Raw genomic sequence first — 22015 nt, forward strand, 5'->3', positions numbered from 1 at the left:
AGACATGCCGCGAAAATATTGCGGCATGTCATCAAACCAGAAGAAATATCTGCCTTGGTAAGTTAGGACATAAGATGAAAATGAACGGTGCTGACGCCCTTTGCGACACATTGCTTGCGCATGAAATTGATGTCTGTTTTGCCAATCCGGGCACATCGGAAATGCATTTTGTGGCAGCTCTCGACCGTAAACCGGAAATGCGCTGTGTTCTCGGCCTGTTTGAAGGCGTGGTGACCGGCGCGGCAGACGGCTATGCCCGCATGGCCGATAAGCCGGCGGCAACACTGCTTCATTTAGGCTCCGGCCTTGGCAATGGTATTGCGAATTTGCACAATGCGCGGCGTGCTTTTACGCCGATGGTCAATATTGTCGGCGATCATGCCACCTATCATTTGCAATATGACGCACCGCTGACAAGCGACATTGAAGGCATTGCCAAACCTGTTTCCGCATGGCTGCGCACCACCAAATCCGCCGATGATGTGATTAATGATGCAAGCGATGCGATTGAAGCGGCGAGTAGCAAGCCGGGACAAATTGCAACACTTATTCTGCCAGCCGATACGGCTTGGAATGAAGTGCAAAATACGAAGATCACGCCAAGACAAAAACGTTCCCCCCAACAAGTGGGCGAAGAAGCCGTGCGTGAAGCAGCAACTGCAATTCGCAACGGCAAGCGCACAATGTTGCTGCTTTCGGGCATGGCGCTGCGCGAAGAAGGGTTAGCCATTGCAGGCCGCATTGCTGAAAGTACAGGTGCGCGCATTCTCGCCCAACAATCCAACGGTCGTATGCAGCGCGGTGCAGGGCGTGTGGCGATTGACCGCGTCAAATATCGAGCCGAAGATGCGACTGCAGATCTGGCCGATGTTGAGCAGATGATCTTGATCGGTGCGAAAGAACCGGTGGCGTTTTTTGCCTATCCGGGCAAGCCGAGCACATTTTTGAAACCGGAAGCAACGGTTATTCCATATGCCAGCAATGGGTGTGATCTGATCCATGCGCTGCAATGGCTGGCTGATGAGTTAGGCATTCCGGTAAATGCACCGGTGACGCTCAACAAACGTGAAACCGCAATCTTGCCGACCGGCCATTTGAACTCCAACAAAATCGCCACCGTGATTGGGGCGTTGATGCCGGAAAATGCCATTGTGGTGGATGAATCCATTAGTTCTGGGCGTGATTTTTTCAATTTCACCCATTCATCTGCGGCGCATGATTTTCTGCAATTGACCGGTGGAGCGATTGGTATCGGCCTGCCATTGGCAACCGGTGCGGCGATTGCCTGCCCAGATCGTAAAGTGGTGGCTTTGCAGGCTGATGGCAGCGGTATGTATACGCTACAAGCACTGTGGTCGCATGCGCGTGAAGAGCTGGATATTGTCACCGTTATTTTTGCCAATCAGCGTTATGCGATCTTGCATCATGAATTGAAAAATGTCGGAGCAGGGGTTGCCGGACGCAATGCCACCCATATGCTGGATTTGGTCAACCCGACACTGGATTGGGTGAGCCTTGGCAAAGGCATGGGAGTGGAAGGTGCACGTGCGACCACAGCTGAAGAATTTGCCGATCTGTTTTCTTATGCTTGCTCGCGCAAAGGCCCGTTCTTGATCGAAGCCTTTATCTGATTTTTTGCATGGAAATGCTCTTGAAATTGAGTGGAGATGAAAATGTATTCTGAAAAACTGCAACTTCTGATCAATGGCCGATGGATTGGTGAAGAAGGAGGCCGCAAGGGTGAAGATGTTTTCAACCCTGCCGATGAGCAGGTGCTGGCCCGTTTGCCGCATGCCACCCGCGATGATCTGGATGCGGCCTTGGAGGCTGCACAAAAAGCATTTCGTAGCTGGAAGAAAAGCTCGCCGATGGAACGCTCCAAAATCATGCGCCGTGCCGGTGATCTGATCCGCGAACGCGCGGATGAAATTGCCCGCAACATGACGCTCGATCAGGGCAAGCCGTTTGTGGAAGCGCGCGGCGAGATCATGGCTTGTGCCGATTTGCTTGATTGGCATGCCGAAGAAGGCCGCCGCATTTATGGCCGTGTTATTCCGGCAAGAACTGAAAATGTGCGTCAGCTTGTTGTGCGTGAGCCGATCGGCGTTTGTGTCGCCTTCACCCCGTGGAACTTTCCGGCTAATCAGGCGATCCGCAAAATTGCGGCAGCGATTGGTTCCGGCTGTACGCTTATTCTCAAAGGCCCTGAAGAAACGCCAAGTGCGGTTGTGGCACTGGCGCGCGCCATGCAAGATGCAGGCCTGCCGGATGGCTGTCTCAATCTGGTCTGGGGTGTGCCATCCGAAATTTCCAGCTATCTGATTGCCTCGCCAATCACCGCAAAAGTCAGTTTCACCGGTTCGGTGCCGGTTGGCAAGCAACTGGCCTCATTAGCATCTCTCCATATGAAACGCTCGACGATGGAACTTGGCGGCCATGCGCCGGTGCTGATTTTCCCTGATGCGGATGTGGAACGCGCTGCCGATATTATGGCTGCTTCAAAAGTCAGAAATGCCGGTCAGGTTTGTGTTTCGCCAACACGCTTTTACGTGCATGAAAAAGTGCAGGAGCAGTTTTTGGAACGCTTCAGCGCCAATATTGCCAATGTAAAAGTCGGTAATGGTCTGGATGTGGACAGCCAGATGGGGCCACTGGTCAATGCGCGCCGACTGGAAGCGATTGACGGTTTTGTGCAAGAAGCACGCGGCAATGGTTCCAAGATTATGTGCGGCGGTGAGCGTATCGGCAATCGCGGGCATTTTTATGCGCCGACTGTAGTGTTTAACCCGCCGGAAGATTCACGTTTGATGACCGAAGAGCCGTTTGGGCCGATTGCAGCCGTCACATCGTTTAATGATACCGATGATGTGCTGCGCCGTGCCAACAGCCTGCCTTTTGGTCTGGCGTCTTATGTGTTTACCCAATCCAGCAAGACAGTGACACAAGTGTCGGATGGTTTGGAAAGCGGCATGGTGACCATCAATCATTTAGGCCTTGCACTGCCGGAAACACCATTCGGCGGCATTAAAGACAGCGGCTATGGCAGCGAAGGCGGAACGGAGGCTTTCGACGGCTATCTGAACACCAAATTCATCACGCAATTTGAATAAAACCATCATAGTTCGGGAGGGACTTGAATGAAAAAACTAACAACTCTGGCCGTATTTTCGGCACTTGCTGCCACGGTGTCGTTCAGCGGCACCGTCCAGGCTGCGGAGAGCATGCGCATTGCAGGCTCGCTGCGTCCGGGTTCGATGATGGAAGGGATCATCCAGACATTCATCACCAATTTCAACGAAAAAGCCGGTGAAGAATATCAGATTAAATATCAGTTGGTTGCCAATGATCAGGAAATGACCCAGCAGGTTATCCGTGGGCGTCTGGAAATCGGTACCACCGGTCTTGCCGGTTCTGCAGTTTCCATTCCTCCGGCGGCGGTTCTGTCGTTACCTTATCTGTGGGATAATGATGCACAGCGCCGTTGGGCAACCGACAATGTCGTGCGTCCGGCTTTGGAAAAAATCTTTGAGGAAAACGGGCTCGTTGTTATTGGCCTTGGTGATGCTGGTTGGTCGCATATGTTTTGTAAAAGCACTTGCTCGACACCGGATGATATAGCAGGGCAGCGTTTCCGCATTCCGCCAGCCGCATCTGCTCGTGCCTTTTGGCAAAATGTTGGTGTAAACGGTGTTCAGCTTTCATTGCCGGATTTCTTCACCGGTTTGGAACAGGGCATGGTTGAAGGCGGCGATTTGCCATTTACATTCTATGTCACCACCCCTGCGGCGCAGTTTGCCAAAACCTATACAGAGACCCATCAATATCATCATGAGCAGATTTTTTTCGTCAACAAGCGGTTTTATGACAGCTTGCCTGCTGAAATTCAGGCGCTGTTGAAAAGCTCGATGCCTTCAACCGATGAAATGCGCCAACGTCAGGATGATGATGAAAAAGCGCAAGTCAGCAAGTTTGAAGCGGATGGCGGTAAATATGTGCCGCTGACCGAAGAACAGCAAAAAGTCTGGGCTGACAAGGTTGGCGACACGCATTCCGATCTTCTGAAAGACCTGCCTGCTGCCGCCACTACGCTTTATGAAGCGGTACAGGAAGGCAAACGCCAATATGCCGAGAAGAATAAGTGAATAGAGCATGTCTTCCAAAAGTGGATACCGTCTGCGCAGGGAAATCAGTTCACTGGATTGATTTCTGTTCCTGCTTCGATGGGACAAAGACATGCGTCAAGATAAACCCCAGTTTTGCGGGTGGGGTTATCACCCGCAAAAGCTGATTGTTTAAGCCTATAAGAGTGCTATGAATGGAGCCTGTTATGACTGATAAGCCTATCAGCCGCTTTCCTGTGCCTGATTTAAAAGATCTGCCGGAAGATATTGCTGCCCGCATCAAAGATGTAAGCGATAAATCCGGCTTTATTCCAAATGTGTTTTTAGTGCTGGCGCACCGCCCTGATGAATTCAGAGCTTTCATGGCCTATCATGATGCTTTAATGGAAAAACCGGGCAATCTTACCATTGCCGAACGTGAGATGATTGTGGTTGCCACCAGCACCGTCAATCAGTGCCAATATTGCGTGGTTGCGCATGGTGCAATTTTGCGTATCCGCGCTAAAAATCCGCTGATCGCCGATCAGGTTGCGCTTAATTTCCGCAAAGCCGATATTACACCGCGCCAAAAAGCGATGCTCGAATTTGCATCAAAAGTGTCGGCACGTGCTTATGAAGTTGGTGAAGATGATTTCGATGTTTTGAAATCACATGGCTTCACGGAAGAAGATATCTGGGACATCACCGCGATTACTGCGTTTTTCGGTATGTCAAACCGCATTGCCAATGTCACCAGCATGCGCCCGAATGACGAATTTTACATGCTTGGCCGTGTCCAGAAATAAGCCTGTAACATCAAGACGGAAGAGTACGATATGACAAATTCATTCAATGCGATGGTCATTGAGGATGTTGATGGCAAGCCTCGTGCTCACATCAAAACATTGAGCCTTAACGACCTGCCCGATCACGATGTGCTGGTGGAAATTTCTCATTCCAGCCTCAATTATAAGGATGGTTTGGCAATTTCCGGCAAGGGACGCATTGCACGTCGTCTGCCTATGGTTGGTGGTATTGATCTGGCCGGAACCGTGGTGGAAAGCCGCTCCGACCTGTGGAAAGCCGGTGATCGTGTGGTGGTCAATGGCTGGGGTCTGTCGGAAACCGAATGGGGCGGTTATTCTAAGTTTCAGCGCATCAAACCGGAACATCTGACCCGTCTGCCGGATGCTTTCACACCGGAACAGGCGATGGCAATCGGCACCGCCGGTTATACCGCGGCCCTTTGCGTCAATGCGCTGGAAGATTGGGGCATGATTGAAAGGCACGGCCGTGAAGTACTGGTTACCGGTGCCGCCGGTGGCGTGGGCTCGGTATCGGTCGCACTTCTGGCAGCCCGTGGCTATAATGTTACCGCTTCAACAGGGCGCCCTGAAACTCATGATTATTTGAGCAAACTTGGCGCTTCTTCTTTTGTTGACCGCGCGTCTCTATCAGAAAAAGCAGGTCCGTTGCAGAAAGAGCGTTGGGGCGGTGCGGTGGATTCTGTTGGCTCCACAACTCTTGCCAATGTGCTGGCACAGACTGTTTATGGCGGCGGCGTTGCTGCTTGCGGGCTTGCAGGTGGCGCGGATTTACCGGCAACGGTTCTGCCGCATATCTTGCGCAATGTCGCGCTTTTGGGCGTGGATTCCGTGATGGCTCCCACCAATAAGCGCGAACGCGCTTGGAAACTGTTGGCGGAAAGTCTCGATCATAAGCTCTTGGCTGATATGACAACGGTTGAGCCGATGTCTGCCTTACCGCGTTTGGCTGATGATATTTTGGCCGGAAAAACGCAAGGACGTGTGGTGATCAAAATTGATGGTTAGTTTATAATCATCAATATGATGCCCGAGCATGGCTTGTGCGGGCCTGGGGAGGGCCCAGGGGAGAGTATGAATGAACGCGTTTGAAATGAACTTGGATAGATGTGCTGCCAATTATCAGCCGCTGAGCCCGATCGGCTATCTGGAACGGGCGGCAATGACCTTTCCGGATCAGCTCGCTGTGGTGCATGGCAATACCAGACACAGTTATCGTGATTTTTGGAAACGCTGCAAACAGTTAGCTGCTGCCTTGCATCATCAAGGGCTTGGCAAGGGCGACACGGTTTCGGTCATGCTCTCCAACACGCCGCCGATGCTTGAGGCACATTATGGGGTGCCAATGGCAAAGGCGGTGCTGCACGCAATCAATACCAGACTTGATGCCGCTTCCATTGCCTTTCAGCTTGATCATGCGGAAACAAAAATTCTCATAGTTGACCGTGAATTTGCCGATGTCACCGCTAAAGCGCTGTCTTTGGCAAAGACTAAGCCGATTGTGATTGACTATGATGATGGTGAATATCCGTCTGATGCGCCGCAGCCCAAAGGGGCTAAAATCGGTACGCTTGATTATGAGGCTTTTGTCCGGGCAGGCGATCCGGATTTTATCTGGTTGCAGCCGGATGATGAATGGGATGCGCTGTCGTTAAATTACAGTTCCGGCACCACCGGCGACCCGAAAGGCGTTGTCTATCATCATCGTGGTGCAGCATTGATGTGTTTCGGCAATACGCTCAACACCAATATGCCCCGCCATCCGGTTTATCTCTGGACATTGCCGATGTTCCATTGCAATGGCTGGTCGTTTCCGTGGACGATAGCTTTGCAGGCAGGCACACATATTTGTTTGCGTTGGGTGCGGGCAAAAGTGATTTATGAAGCGATCGCCAAATATAAAGTAACGCATTTATGCGGCGCTCCGGTGGTGATGTCCATTCTCATCAGTGCCAAAGATGAGGAACGCACAAATTTCGACCATACGGTTATTTTCAACACGGCTGCTGCCCCACCACCCGAAACCGTGCTGACGCGTATGGCGGAAGCAGGCTTTAACGTCACCCATATTTATGGTCTGACCGAAACCTATGGTCCAAGTGTTGTCAATGAATGGCATGCAGATTGGGACCATCTGACCTCATCCGAACGTGCCAGCCTGAAAGCACGCCAAGGTGTGCGCTCGCCGGTGCTGGATGCTTTGTCAGTACGTGATCCGGAAACGATGGAAGTTGTTCCCGCAGATGGTGAAACATTGGGCGAGATCATGTTACGCGGCAATGTGGTGATGAAGGGCTATTTGAAAAATCCCAAAGCCACACAAGAAGCTTTCAAAGGCGGCTGGTATCATACCGGTGATCTGGGCGTGATGCATAAGGATGGCTATGTGCAGCTGAAAGACCGCTCGAAAGATATTATTATCTCCGGTGGCGAGAATATTTCTTCCGTGGAAGTAGAAGAGGCACTTTATAAGCATCCCGCAATCAGCCTTTGTGGCGTGGTGGCAAAACCGCATGAGAAATGGGGCGAAGTGCCGGTGGCCTTTGTCGAGTTGAAGGCGGGTGTGACCGTGACGGAGGCCGAGCTTTTGAGCCATATGGCAGAATTGCTGGCACCGTTTAAACGGCCGAAAGAGATTTTCTTTATGGAAATTCCCAAAACTTCGACCGGAAAAATTCAAAAATTCCAGCTACGCTCTTTTATTGCACAGAAATAAACGAAACCAATTGTAGATTGATTTGAAGCCCGAGCTTTTATGCTCAAGCTTTTTCGGTTTTGTGGGTGCAATTCTGCCTTGACAACAAAGCACGATGTAATATTGTAACGTTGTTGAATGTAACGTAATAACATTATGTGCAGATGAGTGCACAGGCATTTCATAATGCCTGTGCGATTGAGAGATCGTGTCTGGAGGCTCCTTTTATCGCTCAATATGTAATGTTAGCACGTATCGATTTTAAATTTTGGTCATTGATGGCCAGTGACAGTTAATTATGGAGAACCCGCATATGGGCGTGCCCCTTATCCGCAAACATCTGCTGGCAGCAGCTGCATCCGTTTTTGTTTTTGCAGCGCCCCATGCGCTCGCACATGAGAGCCATGACAGTAATGAAGCATGGCGTTTGTTCATTGCTGATCATACTAAGCCGGTTGTCCGTGCGATTGATTTCAGCACTGGTAAAGAGCTTGGTAGTTTTGAAACCAAAGGCCCTGCCAGCCTGACGGCAAGTGCTTCAGGGCAGATTATTTATGCCACTCAATCCGACGATGATTTCGTCAATGTCATTCAATCCGGCATTAAATTTTCCGATCATGGCGACCATCGCGATCTCGATGTTTCCGATGTCAGATTGTCGGGCGTGACATTTGAAGGCAAGCGCCCGTTCCATGTGGTTCCGCATGGTGATCATGCGATTTTGTTTTATGATCGTGGCGGCAAAGCCGAGATCATCAATGAAGCCGCATTGCTGGAAGACAAAGCGGATGTGCGGGAACTGGATACATTGAAACCCCATCACGGCGTGGCAGTAACAATGGGACGCCATGTTTTAATGTCGGTGCCAAATACGGAAATTGAAACCAAGCCGGATGCCTTGCCGCCACGTGTGGGTTTACGTATCTTGGATGAAAATAACCAACAGGTTGGCGGCGTGGAAACATGCACCGATTTGCATGGTGAAGCCATGTCTGCCCGTCTGGCCGCTTTTGGCTGTAAAGAAGGTGTGCTGATTGCCAAGCCAAATGGCTCGGATGCACCGAAATTACAGATGCTGACCTATCCGAAAGACTTTCCGGAAGGCTATACCGGCACATTGCTGGGTGGCAAGAGCATGCAATTTTTCCTCGGCAATTATGGTGAGGACAAATTGGTGCTGATTGATCCGGAAGATGCAAATCCTTATCGTTTGGTGGAACTGCCAACGCGCCGTGTGGATTTTATCCTTGATCCCGCCAATCCGAAAAATGCTTATATTTTGACCGAAGACGGCAATTTGCATGTGCTGGATGTGTTGAAGGGTGAGATTGCCCGCTCCGCCAAAGTAACTGAGCCATACAGTAAAGATGGTCATTGGCGCGATCCGCGTCCGCGTCTGGCAGTGGCCGATGGTGAAATTGCCATCACCGATCCGCGTCATTCCTTGGTGCGGGTGGTTGATCCGGAAAGCTTGAAAGAAACGCGCACTATTGCCGTGGCAGGCATGCCCTTTTCTATCGTGGCAGTGGGCGGTTCCGGCGCATCGCATTGATGTGACGATTTATAGCCTGCGCTCATCATATCTGATTTTATGTTGAGAGCAGCCGATTGGCCCCCGTTTATCGGGGGCTTAATATCTTTGACAGATTGAAGATTTGAAATGGCCAAAAAATTACCCGTAACTGTGCTTTCCGGCTTTTTAGGAGCTGGAAAAACCACTTTGCTTAATCATATTTTAGCCAACAGAGAAGGCATCCGTATTGCACTGATCGTCAATGATATGAGTGAGGTGAATATTGATGCTTCCCTTGTACGCAATGGTGAGGCCAATCTTTCCCGTACGCAGGAACAATTGGTGGAAATGACCAATGGTTGCATTTGCTGCACCTTGCGCGATGATCTTTTGACCGAAGTGCGCGGATTGGCGGAGCAAAACCGATTTGATTATCTGCTGATTGAATCCACCGGCATTGCCGAGCCTCTGCCTGTCGCGGCCACGTTTGATTTTCGTGATGAAAATGGCTTTAGCCTTTCTGATGTGGCAGAACTCGACACGATGGTGACGGTGGTGGACGCAGCCAATTTATTGAAAGATTATAGCTCTGCCGATTTTTTAAGTGATCGTGGCGAAACGGCGGGAGAGGGAGATGAGCGCACACTCGTTGACTTGCTGGTGGAGCAGATCGAATTTGCCAATGTGATTGTGCTCAATAAAGCCGGTCTTGCATCACCACAGCAATTGGATGCCGCGCGTAAAATTATCATCTCGCTCAATGCGGATGCACGTATTATCGAGACGGATTTTGGCCATGTGGCGGTCAAAGATGTGCTGGGTACCGGCCTGTTTGATTTTGCCAAAGCCGAGCAAAACCCATTATGGTTTAAAGAGCTGCATGGCTTTAAAGATCATATTCCTGAAACAGAAGAATATGGCATCCGCTCTTTTGTTTATCGTGCCAAGCGGCCCTTTGATCCGGTGAGGTTCCAGGCGTTCATCAACCGTCCGTGGGCAGGTGTGGTGCGAGCCAAAGGGTTTTTTTGGTTGGCGACCCGGCCAAACCGGGTGGGTGAAATCAGTCAGGCGGGTGCCTTGGTACGCACAACAAAATTGGGGCTTTGGTGGGCAAGTGTCCCGCGCGAGCGCTGGCCGGATGATCCGCAATTTGAGCAATTGATGCAGCCATATTTACATCCCGTTTGGGGCGACAGGCGGCAGGAAATTGTCTTTATCGGTACTGATCCTATGGACGAGGCTCAAATTTGTGCCGAATTGGATGCTTGCCTGTTGGAAACAGACAGTTTCACACCAGACTTGTGGCGTGATCTGCCTGATCCGTTTGGTAGCTGGAACTGATCCTGCTCAGCGTGAAGTCACACCGGGCAAGTGCGAAAGATTGTTGGCCTGATCGGATGAAGTAAGCGCACCGGCAAAAAAGCCAAGATTGGCGGCGGCGATCAAAGCCGCCGCTTTTGCATCTGCCTGCGCAAGTCGTGCATCCAGCAGCGCATTATTGGTTTCATTGACGACAGTAATGGTGCCGAGGCCGTTCTTATAAGCCTCCAATGAAGCGTCAAATGCAATATTTGATGTTTGTACAAGGGTATTGGCGGCAGAGTTGGCCGCGAGCGCTGTTTTCAACGCATTGGAAGCCATGACTATTTCGGCCACCGCATCAAGCTGCATTTTGCGGAATGTTTCGGATGCAACATTGGCAACGCTTTGAGCATTTTTAAGTTGGGCTGCGCGCAAACCACCATCGAAAATCGGCATGGATGCGCCGACAATCACACCTTTTGACGACGACTGGCTGTTGAGATCCGGCAGCGCGCCTATGTTGAAATCACCCGACGGCTTGGACAAGGTGGCGGCGATAAAGACCTTTGGCAAAAATTCGGCTTTCGCCACTTTAATCCCTGCCTGACTTGCTTGCATGGCGGCATAGCCTGCCTGAATATCCGGTCGGCGCGCCAACGCTGCCACGATGACATCTTGCGTCACACCATCAAAGCGGTTTGGAATTTTACGGTCAAGCGCGCCTTTAATTTTAAGATCAAGCGTTGCATTCACACCCATGCCTGCAAGCAGGATCTGATAGGTGTTTTGTTGTTGTCCGCTGGCACGCACGATGCGTAATTCTGCTTGTGCCACCTGCTGACGGGCAAGCGCCAGTTCAACCGTTGTGGCGCGCCCTTCATCAAGTTTTGCCTGCACGGCTGCAAGAACTGCTTTTGAATTGCGCAAAGTTTGTTGCGCAATTTGATGTCCGGTAACAGCCGCCGAATGCTCGTAATAACGGCGCGTGACATCAAAAATCACCTTTTGATGCAAGGCGTTAAAGGTAACATTGGCAGCAAAGGACATTTCACGCGCGGCCTCGCTCAAAGCAGCACGCTGACCAAAATCAAAAACCAGCCATTTCAATGCCAGTGCCGGCACGACACCTTTAACCGTCGTATTGATATCATTGTCACCGATAATCGGCACATCGACAGGCCGTTTGGATTTCTGATAGCCGCCGATCACATTGGCGGAAATCATTGGCAGCATGACGGCTTCCGACATGCCGACAGCAAGGGCTGCCTGTCTGGCGTGTTCCCATGCGTTGCGCGTGGTCGGATTACTCCGCTGTGCCAGATCAATCAGAGCCGGCAGATCGTAAACGCGGCGATTATCCACTTCAACCGGCGTATTGATCAGCGCCATCTCCGGTTTGGCAGCGATGCCGAAATCGGCCGCTCCGGATGATGTTGTTCCGCCTTCCTTTGCAGTTTTATCTTTGTCGGCTGCAACCCATGGCTTATCCGGCGCGCTTGGTGCCAGTTCCAACGCATCAGTAGCGCAGCCTCCAAGCATCAGTAATGCACAAACCGGCAAAAATGGAAAAGCTGAAAAACGTCTGCCGGTCATATACTGCTGCCTGTTACTAAAATTTCTAAATCGGCGAGTTGTGCCGCTATATGTGCATTTTGATAGTGACCAACGGTCTCTGCCGGTGGGGTCGGGTTTGGTGCAGGTTTCAAATTATAGTTTTGGAGGTGATTTGCCAATCGGTGCAAACGACTGGCCACTTCCGGCATGGTTGTATCTGTAAAATATATGGCCTGAGCAAGCGTCGAAAGTCCATCCGTATAATGCATGCCAACTTCAGCAACTTTTTGCGCGGGACGCAAATGATGCGGTTCAAAGGGTAAAAGATAATAGCTATAACGAACATCAGCTAAAATATTCTCGATTTGAGCAATCTGAGCGATATGTTGTTGACGTTGAGTTGGAGAAACGAGCGCCAAATCTGCTAATTTTCCGGTGGCTTTGACGAGGTTGTCGCGTGCTGTTTGGCTCACTGTTTTTGGCCATAAAAATACGGAAACCAGATAAACTGCAAAATTACCGACCAAAATACCGATGACACGGTCACGGGCGGTGTCAAGATCGGTTGTCGGACCGAACCCTTGTAAGACACTGAGGGTGAAAGCCAGGCCGATTTGCACCCCCGCATAAGAAATTTTTTCACTGCCCGCGGCGACCCAGGCCGCTATCCAGCAGACGATAAAAACCAGCACCATCAATCCGCCGACTGTTTCCATTTGCGGTAGCAGATAGATGATGGAGACAGCGCCTAAAAATGCACCGACCAGACAGCCGCTGATGCGAAGTGCAAGCTTGTGTACTGTATCACCGGCGGTGCCAAGTGAGGCGACATAACATGTCACCATGGCGGTATGGATACCGTTCCAGTTGAGGGCGGAGTAAAACATATAGCATGCAATGGCAGCCAGCGTGGTTTTCAGTGCAAATTGTTGATAAACCGGATTGGTGAAAGCATCAGTTTTGAAAAAGCCGTCATTGTCGCTTTTGCTGTAATTTGGATTTTTATTTCCGGTGATGGCATTGATAGCTTGCTGAATAACCGAGCCTTTTGATGTCACTTGATCATTTTGGGTGTCTGCCGTTAAGGGTTTGTCTTGGTCTAATCCTTCTATGATCGTGGTGACTTGGTCGGCATAGTGCAAACACTCGGCTTTATTGCCTTCTTGCGCAAGCGCTGCGGAGGCATAAACCAGCTGATAAGAAGCGGGAATATCTATAGCGATTTGTGCTGATTTACTTTTTGATGTCTGGTGCAGAATCTTAGTCAATAATAATTTTTTCTCGGAATCCTCATTCCCTTCAGCCAGAAACTTGGCATATTTCTCTTGTGCATCACCGTTTTTGCCAGCGAGCAATTGTTGAGCCAGCATCAGGCGTTCACGTAATTGCTGACGTAATAAACTCACACTCCACTGGCCGAAAAACAGGCTGAAGCCGGCAATGCAAAACATCGGCAAAATTGACATTTCCCATGCATAGCGCAATGCCATCGAAATCACGCCATTGATCGGCACCATACTGATCAGCGTCAGGATAAAAGCAATAATCAATCCGACGATGCTGCCGCCTTCGCCCAGTTTGCTGGCAGCACCAATATAAATAAAAATAAAAGAAGAGATAATCATAACCAGAATACGCACCAAGGCGGATTCAACGGTTGCCTGTAAAAGCGGTATCATCAAAATGACGAGAATGGTAATCGCGATTACTGCGGCTGTTGCAACAATAGTATTTTCTGCACCATCTGGTTTCATCAAAAAGATAACCAGATAAACGGAGATTGCTGCTTCGGGAATGTGAAACAACATGGCGACGCCGCTAACGAGCGCGCAAACACAGGCCACGCGCCATGTGGTGGCGGCGCGTCCGGGAAACGGAGCGAGATCCGCTAAAGTTTGTTTAATCGCTGTTGTCAGCGAGGTTTCAGCACGCGTTGCCATTATGCACTGTCACAACTGCGGACGCACCGACGCGGGTTAATTCTGCAGGCGGATCAATTAGTTTTATCCGTACCGGAAAACGCTGGGCAATGCGCACCCAGTTCAGATTTTTGGGAATAAAGGGCAGATTGCGTGGGATATTGATCATATCTTCCGAGCTGACACCCCAACCGATGCTCTCGATTTTGCCTTTCACAACGAGATTATTGTTGGCAAGAATGCGCACACTGGCACAATCACCGATGCGGATACGATCAAGCTCTGTTTCAGGGAACGAAGCAGAGGCATACCATTGCGTTGTGTCGATCAGTGTGAAAAGCGATTGACCGGAAATGACGATTTGACCACTTGCATTGATCAGGCCGACCACCAGACCGTCATGCGGGGCATAGGTTTTGCTGTTATCCAAATTGTGCTGGGCAAGGGCAAAAGCTGCCTGACGGGCGCGCACCAAAGCCTCGGTACTATCCATATTCCCTACAAGCGCATTGGCGGCATCTGCCTGCTGCACGGCTTGGGTCAGGCTGATGCGGGCATCATTACGCAGCGTTGTGGCGTCATCAACTTGTTGTTTGGTCACATAACCTTTGGGGCTGAGCGCTTCCAGACGTTTAAGGCTTTTCTCGGCCAGTTCCAGATTGGTGCGGGCACGCACCACTTGGTTGTCGGCAATCAGTGCATTTTGGGTTTCCGCCTTCAAGGCGCGGCGTTGCGTATCCAATGTCGCTTCTGCTATTTGCAGATCTGCGGCCGTTTGCTCAAGAAGTAAAGTTAATGGTTTGGGATCAAGAGTAAATAATAAATCGCCTTTTTTGACGCGCTGATTTTCAGTTACATTGATTTCGATAATGCGTCCGGGCATCGTGGACGCGATATTGACAAGATTAGCACTGATGACAGCATCATCCGAATAAGGATTTTCTTGCGATTTGCGCAAATAAAACCAGGTCATCAAAACCGCTGCCGCCACAGCCAGAAGAAATATGATCAGGCCGACAGCGTTGATTGGTTTTTTAACGTAACTGTTTGTTTCCATTTTCAATGACCGTAAATCAGAAATGCGAGAGCAAATGCAATCGCCACAACCATGGCGGTGTAAGTTATCAGACGAAATGTGAGCAACTCTTCAAGTCCGGTGCGGATAAAGATCATTCGTATAATAAGCACAATTGCGATCGCTCCGGCCAAACATATCATCCAGGTGGGGAAAAATGCACCTACCATATAGAATGTCGGGCTATGCACCATCATGTTCGCTTTCAGCAATTATTATGTTTGATCAGGCAAAAGTTTCATGGAAAAGCTTCAGATCAAAGCCTTTGCATATACAAACTTTATTCCAATTATTTCAAACAAAGTCCATCCTTAAAACTCGATGGATGCCAAACTCTACATAAGAATTTCACAACAGGCTTAACAGACAAAACAATCATTGCCTTATTTAAGGAACATTGGCGCGGGTTGACCCAGTTTTCATTGGAATAAAAACTGGATATGTTGATAAGAAAACATCAATCAAGATGATTTTCTTTATTTTATCAAGCTGTCAGGATGACTATTATTTTTGTCGGTTGCCAATTGTCTTTTCTGCATTAATAGTCATCGTGCCATCTATAAAAATTTCTGATCACAATAATCGCATCCAAATGCAGTTCCATAAATAACAAGAATTTACTATAGAAAAACAACGGATGATTTGAGAGAGACTAAATGCACAAGAAATTCCTTGCAGCTGCTGTGCTGACAACCGTTTTTAGCGCAAATGCTTTTGCGGCGGATGCTATCTTTATCGATAATCAGCCAGCAGCGGATATTGATCATCAAATCGCACCAGACTGGTCTTTACTAGTCACACCTTATCTCTGGGCTTCTGGTATCAAAGGCAATATTTCGCCTTTCAAGCGTGCGCCAAGCATTGAGGTTGAAAAAAGCTTTAAAGATATTGTCAAAGATTTGAATTTCGGTGGCTTTCTTGATGTCAGAGGCCGTTATGAAGATTTTATTTTCGCCGGTGATCTGATGTATATCAATACCACTGATATAGAAAATATCAGTAAATTGCCGGTTATCGGGCCTGTACAAGGTTTGAGTGCGCAAGTAGATTCAGCACAGTTTACTGCAACTTTAAAAGGTGGTTACCGCGTCTATAATGATGAAACATGGTCGCTTGATCTGTTGGGTGGCTTGCGTATCTGGCACATCTCGAATGATGTGACCATTCGGTATAATAATTTCTCGGAATCCCATAATGAGAGCTTTAGCTGGGTTGATCCGATCATCGGTTTCAGAGCTTTTATTAACTTTACGCCTTCTTTGTCATTGCAATTGCAAGGTGATGGCGGTGGTTTCAATGTCGGTTCCAAGGAAACATGGCAGGGCTTGGCGACACTGAATTATACGTTCACCAAACATCTTTCGACATCGGTCGGTTATAAATATTTGCGTGTTAATTATAGTGATAAAGGCCATACTTTTGATACGACCCTGAAAGGGCCTGTCGTAGGTATGACCTATCGTTTCTAAGGATTGGAACACTATAGTTATAAGCTTTGCAGATGTGAAATTTGCAAAGCTTTTTTTCTATTCTGCGGCTTGGTTGCGTCGGCGTTCGTTGAAATAGTTTAACAGTGCCAGACCTTCATCAGTGCCGATCAGCAGTTTTTTGATGATATCGGCAAAACTCGCGCATTGATCCGCATCCAGTTTTGAAAAAATAGCATCATTAACTGGTCGCTGTGTGGCTGCCAGCTTTGCAAGCAGATCAGTTGCTTTTTGGGTGACCGACAGGCTGACACGGCGACGATCATGCCGGTTCGGTACTTTAATGATCAGCCCTTTTTTGACCAGTTTTGCCACTTCCAATGTTACAAAAGCGCCGGATTGATGCAAATGCTCGCTGACATGGGAAATGCCGATATCATCCTGTTTGGTTAGATGGTCAATCGCAATCAGAATGGAAAAAGCCGGACCGGTCAGGCTGATGCTTTCGGCAAAACCATTGCGGATTTCGAGCAAACGAACACTGAAACCCAATGCGTCATGGATTGTCTGGCGAAAATTTTCATCTTTGCCGTCATGTAATAATTCGGGTCTGTTGACGGTCAATGCCATTTGCACGCTCCTGTTTGGCGTCAAATTAGCTTTGTTGGTTAGCTAAATCAACAGGAGAAACTTTCGAAACCGTGATTAACTGATTGATTTAACAGCACAGGAAACGGCGCAGCTTGCTGAATACAAGTAGCGCCGTTTGAAGGTGCGGTATGTATTGGCTTTTTATGCTCTTGTTTCCTGATCTTGGACTGTCACTGCACCGCGCTCGATCAGCAAGGTAACATCGGCAATCGCTTTGAGAAGATTAGGGCTTGATTCCGTAATCAACAGGGTCAGATCGCGCATGTTTTCGCGTAACTTGCCAAGGGTGCGGGCATATTCCAGTGCCAGTGCCGGAGCAAGCCCTTGAAAAGGTTCGTCGAGCATCAGCACTTTCTCGGCCACCATCAGTGCACGCCCAAGCGCCACCATCTTGCCCTGACCACCGGAAACACCATTGCCCGGACGATCGCGCATCACCTGCAATTCCGGCAAAAGACCGTAGACTTTTTCAAGTCTCTTACGGATTTCGCTTTGGGAAAGTTTGATTGCCAGCCCCGGCAGAACGATATTGTCTTCGACAGAAAATTCAGGAATGAGCCTGCGATCCTCTGGCGCGTAGCCGATGCCGAGCGGGGCACGTGCAAAAGAGGGGAGCGGCAAGAGCTCGGTGCCGCTTAAAGCAATCGAGCCTTTTTCAGTCGGGATCAGCCCCATGATTGCGCGCAATAAGGTTGTTTTACCGGCACCATTGCGCCCGATCAGAACAGTTGTGGCGCCCGATTTCAGTTCAAAACTGACATCACGTAAAATAAGCGCACCCGCCAGAGAAACATTGATGGAAGAAACGGTCAGCATCATGCAACTCCGATCACATTCTGGATTACACGCTCATCTTTAAAGACGGTTTCCGGCTTGCCTTCCACTATCACTTTACCTGCTTCCCACACCACAACGCGGTCGGCATAACGTTCCACTACATCCATGTCATGCTCAACAAACAGAGCCGACACTTTGGCTTGGCGCAGCGCATGCATCAATGTTTCCATTAATTGGAAACGTTCGATAGCACTCACACCGCTTGTTGGTTCATCCAGCAAAACAAGGCGTGGTTTCAAGGCCATCGCCATCGCAATATCGACAAGCTTACGGCGACCTTCCGGCAGGGTGGAAGCCATATCTGTCGCGCAATCAGCGAGATTAAACATGCTCAAAAGCTCCATGGCTTCTTCGCGATACTCTTTGCGATCAAGTGCTTTAAGCGGTTGCCAAAGGCCTTCACGCGAGGCGATTGCCAACATCAGATTATCCAGTACCCGTTGATCGAGAAAGAGTTGCGGGATCTGGAATGCGCGCGCAATACCTTTGCGTGCGATAGTCCGTGGCGGCAATTTGGTGATCGGTTGTCCGTCAAGGTAAACTTCACCTTCGACTGGGCGGATATAACCGGTGCAGAGATTAAGGAATGTTGTTTTACCTGAACCATTTGCGCCGATAATCGCCAGAAATTCACCTTCATTGATGTGAAGATTAACGCCATTGGCGGCCTTTACACCACCAAAAGCGATGTGCAGATTTTCAGCTTTGAGAAGAACGCTCATGCGGTTTCTCCTTTATGCTTGGATTTAACAAGGCCGATCAATCCTTTTGGCAGGAAAAAGATCACGCCAAGCAATGTGGCCCCGACAATCATGTTCCATGCATCGGTAAAGCCTGCGGCCAATGTGTGAACGATTTCAAGGAAAACCGCACCAACAATAGGGCCGGCAACGCCACCAACACCACCAAGAACGGCAACCAGCACCAGATGGCCTGAATTTGTCCAGTAAGCCATATCGGGGAGAACATGACCGATAGTCATTGCGGCAAGCGAACCGCCAATGCCAGCCAGAAACGCTGAGACCGTATAGGCCACCAGCAGCACGCCACGCACCGGCACACCTAAATATTCAAGGCGAATTTCATTAGTGTGGACGGCAGAGAGAGCTTCACCGAGCGGACTTTTCAGATAGGCATGTACACCAATACCAACGATAATCATAATGACGATGGAAGCGTAAAACAGGAAGTTTTCAAACTGTGATTTTTCCATCAAAGTGCCAAAAACGGTAGGTGCTGCTACGCGCAAACCATCTGTGCCGCCGGTAAAACCATAAAACTTCGACAAGAGCGAATAAAACACCATCGAGATTGCCAGATTAAGCATGGCGAAGAAGATAGCGCGATAACGCACAATGAAAGCACCGATTAAAAGTCCTGCCAGAATGGAGACGAGGCCAGAAATAATCAGCAGGCCGAAGAAGTCGGTAATGCCGTAATCTCTGGCTAAAAATGCCGTTGCATAGGCACCAACCGCAAAGAACATGGCATGACCGAGCGAGATCAAGCCGCCACGCAGCAAAATGGCAACCCCGAGGGCGGCCAAACCTTTGGCGATGGCGAGGGTTAAAATGAATTCAAGCCACGGGAACATTAAAGCGGCAATGACAAGCGCGATTATGGCTGCGGCGCCTGCGAGCAAAATACGCATGGATCAGATCTTTCTTGTCGAAGAGGAGCCGAACAAACCGTAAGGCCGAACCAAAAGTACAAGGAGCATCACGAGATAAGGGGCAACGGCATCGAGTTCCGGCGCATAATAAATGGCGAATACTTTTGCCAATGCGACAATGACGGCTGCAACTGCGGCACCTTCAATTTTGCCCAAACCACCAATTGCAACAACGGCAAAAGCAAGCACCATGGAATCTGCACCTAAGCCCGGTGAGACACCGGCTTGCGGGGTGGTCAGGGCACCGCCGAGCGCTGCCAAAAAGACACCAAGACTAAATGCAATAATGAAGACACGGTTGGTGTTGATGCCAAGCGCCTGTGCAATTTCGCGGTCTGCCACAACGGCTGCAATCAGGCGGCCGATACGGGTGTGGCCAATGAAAATGCGAAGGCCGAAAATAAGCAGCACTGCCAAAGCAATCAGCAAAAGCTGATAATTGAGATAAACGACATTGCCAATTTCAATGCTGCCGAGCAGCTGCACGGGCGTATCTTCATAGTAAGAATTCACGCCGAAAACGATACGCTGCAAATCTTCCAGAATGAGAAAGAGGCCAAAAGTGACAAGGATCTGAACAGCCTCGGATTTACCATATGTCCAGCGGATAAAAGTGCGCTCGATGACGGGGCCGAAGATCGCGGCCACAAGTGCAGCACTGAGAAACAGCGCCACAAAGGTCAGCCATGATGGCAGGCCAATGCTGATAATCCAGAGGCTTAGCGATGCAGCGGTATAAGCGCCAATGGAGTAAAAACTGCCATGCGCCACATTTAAAACCCGCAGAACACTGAAAACAAGCGTCAGACCAACTGCCACAAAAAAGATAAGGGCAGCATTGGCCAAACCGTCAACAAGCAGCGGTATAAGTGTTTCTAACATTTTTAAAGATCCCACACGTTGCGCAAACAAAATGCGCCGGTTTCATGCGGGCTGGTTTTTAAGCCCGCATGAAAGACGTGATCATTATTTATAAGAACCGGGTTGTGGTAATTTGGCAGGCAAGTCGGCCGCTAAAGTGCTGATCCAAGCAATCGGATCTTGACCGACAGGCGGCATCAGATCGCTGCCTTTATAGCGTACCAATTCAGCAATGACCGGCACATTATTATCGGCAGATTTGGCGGTGATACCGACTATCTGATCAACAACACCGTCATTGTCTTCACGGGTTTGCATGGTGCCGGTAAGGGTAGTGACTTCGCTGTTTTTCATCGCTTGTGCCACTTCTTCACGGCTTGGCCATTGGCCGCCATTGGCTTCCATCGCACGTTCATAAGCTTTTTGAACATAGATGAAGCTGTTCGCCATTTTAATGGCAGGGAAAACAGGCCATGAGCCGAATTTTTCTTTATAGGCTTTGGCGAATTCAACGGTTTCAGCATTTGCAGCAGCATCCGGTGAGTTCCACCAGCCGTCGCCCAGCACGCCGATGATGACACCTTCAGGAATATTGACGTTTTGGAGGGATGATTCACCCAATGCCAGCACTACTTGGCTGGATTTGAACAGACCACGCGGTGATGCTTGGCGCACGAAATTGTCCAGATCGCCACCCCAAAGATTGGAGAAGATCACATCCGGTTTGGCGGCAGTGAGGCGGGAAATTTCGGTCTGGAAAGTGCCGGAGCCAAGTTTTGGAAACAGCTCTGCAACCACTTCAACATCCGGTTTGAATGCCTTCATGGCAGCCGTGAAAATGGCCGCTGCATCATGGCCGAAGGAATAATCCGGATTGATGATGGCAATGCGTTTAACGTCAGGCTTTGCTGCAATCAGATAGGCCGCATAGGCGACAAACTCCGGAACGGTATTGCCGTTGGGACGGAAGAAGAACGGATGTTTATCTTTTAAATACAGCTGATGCGTATCGCAATTCCAGCCGATGGTCGGGATTTTCATCTGATCGGTAACAGGTGCCAAAGCCATGCAATTGCCGCTGGAAAGGGCTGCGATCATCACCTGATTGGCCTGATCGCCCGCAAGTTTGCGAAATTCTGCAATCACGCCTTCGGTGCCTTGACCTTCATCTACATAGGTGGCTTTGAGCGGAACACCGCCAAAACCGCCTTTTGCATTGATGCGTTCGATCATCAGCTCGGCAGCATTGCGGCCCGGCATGCCGTAGGCTGCAGTTGCGCCGGATGTGAAACTGAAAACACCGACACCAACGGATGCGGGCTTTTCCTGCGCATACGCAGCTGTTGCCATGACAGACGCCATAGCAAGCGCGGTAAGTGCAGATCGCACAAGATTAATCTTAAACATTTGACCCCCTAGTGGTTTATCCAGAGCGGATATAATCCGTCTGGCAACTTGCAAATTGCGCGGCCGGATCGAAACCACCACGATAGGTCATGCTTTTTCCCGATCATGAGCTGATCCTCCCATCAAACATTGCCGGCGCCCTCATCCTACCCAGAGCATGCCGGTATGTGGTTTTCAT

Annotated in this window: 19 protein-coding genes; 9 read left to right on the forward strand and 10 right to left on the reverse strand. The window is 49.6% G+C overall.

The features are described 5' to 3' along the window. Positions 1 to 80: 80 nt before the first annotated feature. From ACI0FR_RS08300 to zigA, 8 genes are all read left to right on the forward strand, one after another. Positions 81 to 1631, forward strand: coding sequence for an acetolactate synthase large subunit (locus ACI0FR_RS08300; protein WP_404908665.1), 1551 nt, complete (start codon positions 81 to 83; stop codon positions 1629 to 1631). 42 nt (positions 1632 to 1673) lie between these two features. Beyond that, a complete protein-coding gene (locus tag ACI0FR_RS08305; protein ID WP_374831407.1) occupies positions 1674 to 3110 on the forward strand; it encodes an NAD-dependent succinate-semialdehyde dehydrogenase in 1437 nt (478 codons plus the stop codon). Between the two features lie 27 nt (positions 3111 to 3137). Continuing rightward, positions 3138 to 4142 carry a TRAP transporter substrate-binding protein gene (locus ACI0FR_RS08310; RefSeq protein WP_374831409.1) on the forward strand — a complete coding sequence of 335 codons (1005 nt, stop codon included), beginning with the start codon at positions 3138 to 3140 and terminating at the stop codon, positions 4140 to 4142. 185 nt (positions 4143 to 4327) lie between these two features. Continuing rightward, entirely contained in the window at positions 4328 to 4906 is a 579-nt protein-coding gene (locus ACI0FR_RS08315; protein WP_374831411.1) for a peroxidase-related enzyme, read from the forward strand. Positions 4907 to 4936: 30 nt separating this feature from the next. Continuing rightward, positions 4937 to 5932: an MDR family oxidoreductase gene (locus ACI0FR_RS08320; protein ID WP_404908619.1), complete on the forward strand. Its 996-nt coding sequence runs from the start codon at positions 4937 to 4939 to the stop codon at positions 5930 to 5932. Positions 5933 to 6002: 70 nt separating this feature from the next. Beyond that, positions 6003 to 7640: an acyl-CoA synthetase gene (locus ACI0FR_RS08325; RefSeq protein WP_374831415.1), complete on the forward strand. Its 1638-nt coding sequence runs from the start codon at positions 6003 to 6005 to the stop codon at positions 7638 to 7640. Between the two features lie 292 nt (positions 7641 to 7932). Further along, a complete protein-coding gene (gene aztD, locus ACI0FR_RS08330) occupies positions 7933 to 9171 on the forward strand; it encodes a zinc metallochaperone AztD (protein ID WP_404908615.1) in 1239 nt (412 codons plus the stop codon). 108 nt (positions 9172 to 9279) lie between these two features. Next, positions 9280 to 10473: a zinc metallochaperone GTPase ZigA gene (gene zigA, locus ACI0FR_RS08335; protein WP_404908612.1), complete on the forward strand. Its 1194-nt coding sequence runs from the start codon at positions 9280 to 9282 to the stop codon at positions 10471 to 10473. 6 nt (positions 10474 to 10479) lie between these two features. On the opposite strand, the gene ACI0FR_RS08340 is transcribed toward zigA, so the two are convergent. Genes ACI0FR_RS08340 through ACI0FR_RS08355 form a run of 4 tightly spaced genes read right to left on the reverse strand, consistent with a single transcriptional unit; the run spans position 10480 to position 15179 of the window. Beyond that, entirely contained in the window at positions 10480 to 12027 is a 1548-nt protein-coding gene (locus tag ACI0FR_RS08340) for a TolC family protein (RefSeq protein WP_374831421.1), read from the reverse strand. Beyond that, positions 12024 to 13928 carry an FUSC family protein gene (locus tag ACI0FR_RS08345; protein ID WP_374831423.1) on the reverse strand — a complete coding sequence of 635 codons (1905 nt, stop codon included), beginning with the start codon at positions 13926 to 13928 and terminating at the stop codon, positions 12024 to 12026. Before ACI0FR_RS08345 ends, ACI0FR_RS08340 begins: the two co-directional genes overlap by 4 nt. Further along, a complete protein-coding gene (gene mdtN, locus ACI0FR_RS08350; RefSeq protein ID WP_374831425.1) occupies positions 13912 to 14964 on the reverse strand; it encodes a multidrug transporter subunit MdtN in 1053 nt (350 codons plus the stop codon). Before mdtN ends, ACI0FR_RS08345 begins: the two co-directional genes overlap by 17 nt. Before the next feature lie 2 nt (positions 14965 to 14966). Further along, positions 14967 to 15179 (reverse strand): YtcA family lipoprotein, encoded by a 213-nt coding sequence (locus ACI0FR_RS08355; RefSeq protein ID WP_374831427.1) that lies wholly within the window; start codon positions 15177 to 15179, stop codon positions 14967 to 14969. A 459-nt stretch (positions 15180 to 15638) separates the two neighbouring features. On the opposite strand from ACI0FR_RS08355, the gene ACI0FR_RS08360 reads away from it, so the two are divergent. Then, entirely contained in the window at positions 15639 to 16451 is an 813-nt protein-coding gene (locus tag ACI0FR_RS08360) for a hypothetical protein (protein ID WP_374831429.1), read from the forward strand. Positions 16452 to 16508: 57 nt separating this feature from the next. Here the strand turns inward: ACI0FR_RS08360 and ACI0FR_RS08365 are convergent, their stop codons facing one another. From ACI0FR_RS08365 to ACI0FR_RS08390, 6 genes are all read right to left on the reverse strand, one after another. After that, positions 16509 to 17039 carry a MarR family winged helix-turn-helix transcriptional regulator gene (locus ACI0FR_RS08365; protein WP_374831431.1) on the reverse strand — a complete coding sequence of 177 codons (531 nt, stop codon included), beginning with the start codon at positions 17037 to 17039 and terminating at the stop codon, positions 16509 to 16511. A gap of 162 nt (positions 17040 to 17201) precedes the next feature. Further along, a complete protein-coding gene (locus tag ACI0FR_RS08370; RefSeq protein ID WP_461667933.1) occupies positions 17202 to 17879 on the reverse strand; it encodes an ABC transporter ATP-binding protein in 678 nt (225 codons plus the stop codon). Beyond that, positions 17876 to 18619 carry an ABC transporter ATP-binding protein gene (locus ACI0FR_RS08375; protein ID WP_404908603.1) on the reverse strand — a complete coding sequence of 248 codons (744 nt, stop codon included), beginning with the start codon at positions 18617 to 18619 and terminating at the stop codon, positions 17876 to 17878. Before ACI0FR_RS08375 ends, ACI0FR_RS08370 begins: the two co-directional genes overlap by 4 nt. Further along, complete coding sequence (locus ACI0FR_RS08380; RefSeq protein WP_374831437.1) at positions 18616 to 19548, reverse strand: branched-chain amino acid ABC transporter permease; 933 nt, start codon at positions 19546 to 19548, stop codon at positions 18616 to 18618. Before ACI0FR_RS08380 ends, ACI0FR_RS08375 begins: the two co-directional genes overlap by 4 nt. Before the next feature lie 3 nt (positions 19549 to 19551). Then, complete coding sequence (locus tag ACI0FR_RS08385) at positions 19552 to 20451, reverse strand: branched-chain amino acid ABC transporter permease (RefSeq protein WP_374831439.1); 900 nt, start codon at positions 20449 to 20451, stop codon at positions 19552 to 19554. 84 nt (positions 20452 to 20535) lie between these two features. Next, positions 20536 to 21780, reverse strand: coding sequence for an ABC transporter substrate-binding protein (locus tag ACI0FR_RS08390; RefSeq protein ID WP_374831441.1), 1245 nt, complete (start codon positions 21778 to 21780; stop codon positions 20536 to 20538). Positions 21781 to 22015: the final 235 nt, after the last annotated feature.

The organism is Paenochrobactrum sp. BZR 201-1, from assembly GCF_044987585.2.
Taxonomy (GTDB): Bacteria; Pseudomonadota; Alphaproteobacteria; order Rhizobiales; family Rhizobiaceae; genus Paenochrobactrum; species Paenochrobactrum pullorum.